This window comes from Pedobacter sp., assembly GCF_035566355.1.
Classification (GTDB): Bacteria; Bacteroidota; Bacteroidia; order Sphingobacteriales; family Sphingobacteriaceae; genus Pedobacter.
Genome location: NZ_DATMRL010000117.1, coordinates 1 through 5488, shown reverse-complemented (window position 1 = coordinate 5488; position 5488 = coordinate 1). Strand labels below are relative to the sequence as shown.

At 36.2% G+C, this 5488-nt stretch carries 7 protein-coding genes; all 7 read right to left on the bottom strand.

What is annotated here, in order from left to right; genetic code table 11:
• A partial coding sequence (locus VNZ46_RS04450; protein ID WP_325558920.1) for a carboxypeptidase-like regulatory domain-containing protein occupies window positions 1–1009 on the bottom strand: 1009 nt, incomplete at its 3' end.
• A gap of 146 nt (window positions 1010–1155) precedes the next feature.
• Entirely contained in the window at window positions 1156–1440 is a 285-nt protein-coding gene (locus VNZ46_RS04445; RefSeq protein WP_325558919.1) for a transcriptional regulator, read from the bottom strand.
• Window positions 1441–1450: 10 nt separating this feature from the next.
• Window positions 1451–2023, bottom strand: coding sequence for a hypothetical protein (locus VNZ46_RS04440; RefSeq protein WP_325558918.1), 573 nt, complete (start codon window positions 2021–2023; stop codon window positions 1451–1453).
• A gap of 245 nt (window positions 2024–2268) precedes the next feature.
• Window positions 2269–2967 carry a LytTR family DNA-binding domain-containing protein gene (locus VNZ46_RS04435; protein WP_325558916.1) on the bottom strand — a complete coding sequence of 233 codons (699 nt, stop codon included), beginning with the start codon at window positions 2965–2967 and terminating at the stop codon, window positions 2269–2271.
• Window positions 2960–3988, bottom strand: coding sequence for a sensor histidine kinase (locus tag VNZ46_RS04430; RefSeq protein ID WP_325558914.1), 1029 nt, complete (start codon window positions 3986–3988; stop codon window positions 2960–2962). The genes VNZ46_RS04435 and VNZ46_RS04430 overlap by 8 nt, the downstream gene beginning before the upstream one ends.
• An 18-nt stretch (window positions 3989–4006) precedes the next feature.
• The gene (locus tag VNZ46_RS04425) at window positions 4007–5185 is read right to left on the bottom strand and encodes an acyltransferase family protein (RefSeq protein WP_325558913.1); all 1179 of its coding nucleotides are present in this window, start codon (window positions 5183–5185) and stop codon (window positions 4007–4009) included.
• A gap of 97 nt (window positions 5186–5282) precedes the next feature.
• A partial coding sequence (locus tag VNZ46_RS04420; protein ID WP_325558912.1) for a DapH/DapD/GlmU-related protein occupies window positions 5283–5488 on the bottom strand: 206 nt, incomplete at its 5' end.

Sequence of the window (5488 nt, the reverse complement as noted above, 5' to 3'; positions counted from 1 at the left end):
AATAATCATAAGATGCATTGAGGAGTGCATTTTTATTATGAAGATCGAAGCTCAGTAATGAGCCTACATCATCTGGGTTCGAAACCATCGTACCGCTGCTGCTGTTGTTATAACCGAGGCTGATTTTAAATGATCCCTTATCAGTTTTAGATATCCACCTGGAAGAAACTCCGGCAGATCGGGGGGCACGATAGAAATCATAATTGGTATTTGATAGGGAGTAGTATGGGCCGTAATTGGTATAATTGCCATAAAATTCAAGTGCATTGTCTTTTATGCGTTGAGTTCCACTTAGCATAAGACCACTGAGATTGGCTCCGGCAGAAAGTATTGTTTTTTCAGGTAAGTCTGTCGTTTGTAAATCTAATATTGAAGAAAGTGCCTGCCCATATTTTGCAGAATAACCTCCGGTACTGAATGAAGTACCTTTTAATTGAAAGGGATTGAATCTACTCCGTTGACCGACTCCTGGTACATTGCTGAAAAAGGGGGTTTGTACGGTGATACCATCTATTAAAACCATGGTCTCGCTGGCATCTCCACCTCTTACAAACAATCCAGTTTGATCTCCGCCATTTCGCTGCACACCTGGTAGGTTCTGTACTGCACCTATAATATCACCCTGCGAGCTTGCATTCGATAAAAGATCAACGGGTTTGATGTGGGTGAGTACCTTGTCGTTATTGGCATCGATACTACCTGCAGTTATTTCTACTTCAGCTAACAATAGACCTGAGCTATGTTTTAATTTTATATAAATAATACTGGAAACAGTATCGATATTTAGGGGATATTGCAAGCTCTCAAAGCCCAATGCAGAAACTTGCAGTAGCTGTTTTCCTTTAGTCATAGTGAGGAGTTTGAAATGGCCTGAACTATCAGCACTGCCGCCATCCACGGTACCGTTTATGGAAACATTAGCATAAGAAACAGGCAAATGATGTTCATCAGTGATGCTTCCTCTGATAATGGTTTGACTATAAACATTTATTGATGCGCAAATAATCATCGCTGTTAACAGGCTTCTTATAATTCTATTTATTAATGTAGTTTGCAATACAAACCAAAAAGAGCAAAAAAATAGAATAATATATCTTCCCTGAAAAATAGATGTTTCAAGTGAATCAGGGGCAGAGTTATACCTGGGATTTCCAATCATATGTGTAAATATTTTTTGATGTCTTCTACATATTTTTCAAATGCATTTTTACCTTTTTCGGTTAACTTACAAATTGTATGGGGATAATTGCCTTTAAAAGTTTTTATCACTTCAACATATTCTGCTTCATGTAATTTCTTTATCTGGTGACTCAAATTTCCCTGAGTAGTTTTGGTCATTTCCATTAAATAGGCAAAGTCTGCCTGTTTCATTTTTATCAATACAGAAACAATCGCTAATCTTACAGGAGTATTTAAAACAGGGTCAAGATCGTTATACATTTAACTTGAATTAGGCTTTAGTGTATCTAAGTAGGTATCCCGGAATAATGTATCCCAGTATCACAGCAAAGCCATGCAACAGAGAACGGTATTGTTCCGGAATTAAAACGCTAATTACGGCAAAAATAAAAAATAATACACCCCCGGTAATCAATGGTTTAAAACGCAGGTTCAAACCGGAAACAAGTGTGCCAATTCCTCCAAGTAGTAGGGTATACGTAAATGGTTGTACTTTTTGGGAAAGACTTATAAATACTGTAAGTATAAAGCAGATACCTAATACAAACCATAAATTCTTTAAATAGCTTGCAAGGTAGGTTTCCGATGTCTCTCTTGCTGAGCGATAGTAACGAAAGGTAAGTATTATACCTGTTAGTACAAGAACTGGGAAAGGCAGAAAGAAAAGGCTGGTGGAGGTATAGGTGTGCAATGCAAAGAATGATAAACTCGCCACGGCTATGATCCAGCCCCATATTAAATAAAGGGCACTATAGTTTCTTAACTGATCTTTAGTCCGTAAAATGACATCTGAAATTAATTTCAGGCTCTGTAAAGGATTCATTTCGTTTTCAATCGTATCCATAAATTCAATCATTTGATATCCAAATATAAATATAGTTTGTATTGCAAACAAGAATTTTAAACAAAAGTCCGGTGAATGCATGTTTTTAGCCGGTAAACCGCTTCTGATGTTTCTCAAATGGTTTCTTTAATACCATTTTAATACCATTTCTACTGTGTTAATAGCTATATCAATACACCCAAATTGATGAAGATACTGACAAAACGTATAAAACAATCGATGGAACAGGATCAGCTTATCCAATATTATCCTTTAATGATCTTATCAATAACTTCGTCGCGCTGGTACCTGCTAATCGGCACCTGGTATTTTCCAATATGAAGAGTATTACCCTCAATGCTATCCACCCTGGTTATGGCAACAATGTATGATTTATGCGTTTGTATAAATTGCCATGCAGGCAGTTTTTCTAGTAAGGCTTTAATGGTAGAACGGATAATTAGCTTTTTATTTTCAAGATAAACGGCCGCGTAATTTTCCATCCCTTCAATAAACAATATTTCATCAAAACTTATTTTCTCAAGTTTGCCATTGGTTTTTGCGAATATGTAAGGGATAGCGGAATTGTTTTTTTCTTCACGAGTGGCAAAATAATCGCGGGCTTTGGTAGCAGCTTTTAAAAACCGATTAAAAGATATGGGCTTAAGCAAATAATCTATCACATCAAGTTCAAAACCCTGTAAGGCATATTGCTCAAAGGCAGTAGTAAATATCACTTTTGGTGGCTTAGCCAATGTTTTTATAAGTTCGATGCCTGAAATGTGTGGCATTTGTATATCAAGAAAAAGCAGGTCGACAGCTTGTTGCTCTAGTAATTTATCCAATTGAAAGGCGTCTTCACAGATACCTTTTAGTTCAAAGAAACTAATCTTTTCCACGTAACCCCGTAAGCCTTTGGATGCAAAAGGTTCATCATCAGTTATAATACAGGTAATCTTATTCATATTCCAATTCTAATTCGACTACAAAAGTATTGTCTGCCTTTTTTGCAGATAAGCAATGCTTGCCCGGATACAACAAATCAAGCCTTCTTCTTAAATTTTCAAGGCCGATACCAATTTTCCGTACCGTAAGCGGCTCAAATTCAGGAATGGAGTTTTCTACCCTGAAATTAACCTGTTTATCAGTTAACTCCGCGCTAATGCTAAGTTTATAATCACCACCAATAAATTTAAAGGCATTTTCAACTACAGGCAAAAACAATAGAGGGTATACCAGTTGCTCACTTAGGTTTTTATCCAGTTCAACTTTTAGTTGTAATTTATCACTGCTGCGTACTTTTTGCAACTCTATGAAATTTTTCAGATAATCTATTTCGTTTGTTATAGGTACCAGAAGTTGCTGATCGTACAATTGATATCGCAGCAATTCGGAAAACTTTTCAATACTTATTTTTGCCCCTTGTAAATCATCATCCATCTGAAAGTAAATTGTATTTAATGCGTTGAATAAAAAATGTGGATGATACTGCGACTTTAAAAATTTCAGTTCCGTTGCTAAATGATCGTTAGTTACTTTTTCAAGTAATATCTTATTATTTACATAGGCCATCATATAAGTACGACTACGAGCGATACCATAATAGATAATAGCATATAAGGTAGGTACTGTGCATATATCAACAAAATCTGCCTTTGAAAGGCCATCATCTGTAAATGCAGCCATGGGTGTAAGAATGAGATTAACAAGAATTAAATTGCTAACAATCAATATCAGCAATTCGCGTATTAAACTCTGATAATGGAATTGCAAGGGCCAGTGTTTGTCGTAATATTTAAACAGATATTGAAATAAATAAACAGAAGCATACCCTGTTAAAATACTGCAGCTCATTTCAAAAGAATTTAGTGCCCAGGCTCTTTTCCAAAACAAGTCACCTGTTTCTACATCATGTATCAGCCTGATCGTAAAATAGATCAACAGGCCGTATAATGCAGGAAAAACTAATTTCTTTAAAAATTTCATGAGTCTAAGTTACAAACTTCAAGCTGAATGGATTGGCTCACGATTTCTGCTTTTTGGTTTCATGCCGAATAAAAAGCGGGTCAGCGTAAATGGTCGGATAAACAAATGATAGGTTAATACAGTGATAAAAAAAGTAGTACCAACGGTATAGAGATATTTAGATAAAATACTCTCGTGAGGTACTTGAACAAAGTAATAAACCAATATAACGATAATTGTTTGATGCAGAATGTAAAAAGGATATACTGCCTGGTTTAAATAATTCAATGCCTTATGTTTATATTTAAGATATTGTTTACCATATCCAACTAATGCCAAAACCCAGGCCCAGGCAACGATAGGTTTTAAGGCATCAAATAAATAGGTGAATATCTGTGCCTGCAGATGCCAATGTGGATGATCGGGTTCAATTTTATTCCACCGTAAGTAATCTAAAAATAATATGGCTAAAAAGCCAATAGTTAAAGCAAAGCGCCGGTTACGCTGCAAGCTATCCATTAATTTAGGTTGTAATATGCATATAAATCCGGCCAGCAGGAAAAATAACCAGTAAACAAAATAGCCGATATCATGTATAAGATCATTCGTTTCAGGAAACTTCCGGTTCATCAATGCATACCAGACAACCCCAGGTAACATCAAAACATATACCCATTTACCGTTGGCTAATAAAACTAATTTTGATTTAAAAGCATCGCTTTTGGGTGATATCAGCCATGCAAACAGCGCAGCAAATATAAGATCGTATATAAACAAATAAGCAATAAACCATAAATGGTGCCAGCTAAAACTGCCCTTTGGGTACGTTACAAAATTGAATACACTTGGATACCAATTCCAAAAGGTACCTGTATAACCGTTGGCAAGTCGTTCCATGTAAATTTGAGGAGGAACTATAACAAACATGCCTACCAAAAGCGGTATGAAAAGTCTGCGAAAGCGTAAACCAATGAAGTTTAATGTAGATCTTTTCTGCATCATGTAGTAACTTACTGTACCAGAAATAAAAAAGAGCAATGGCATGCGAAAAAGGTGTAGAAACATATTTGACTCCATCATCAAATTGCTGGTTTCGGCATTTTTGATATGCCAGCCATCTTCGGCAACATAAGGCATGGCAGAATGGAAAAATAATACACCTATAATTGATAATATTCTTAACCAATCCAGGTAAGTTTGACGTTCCGTGTGTTCCATTTTTTTCTTTTTGATATAAAGAAACTGCACGCGAAATATTTAAGGAAATTTTTTTGACGAATGGTGTGGTTTTAGTGACCACTGGGAGTGAATAACCTTAATCTATAATTTTAATGACTTTTGCCGGAATGCCTCCGACAACTGTATTGTCGGAAACGTCTTTTGAAACGACTGCCCCGGCTGCTATGATGGCATTCTCTCCAACAGTTACGCCCGGAAGTATGGTAACGTTAGCACCAATCCAGGCGTTTTTTTTGATGTGAATGCGTCCGACCATCAATGAACCTCTGCTTTCTGGCGATA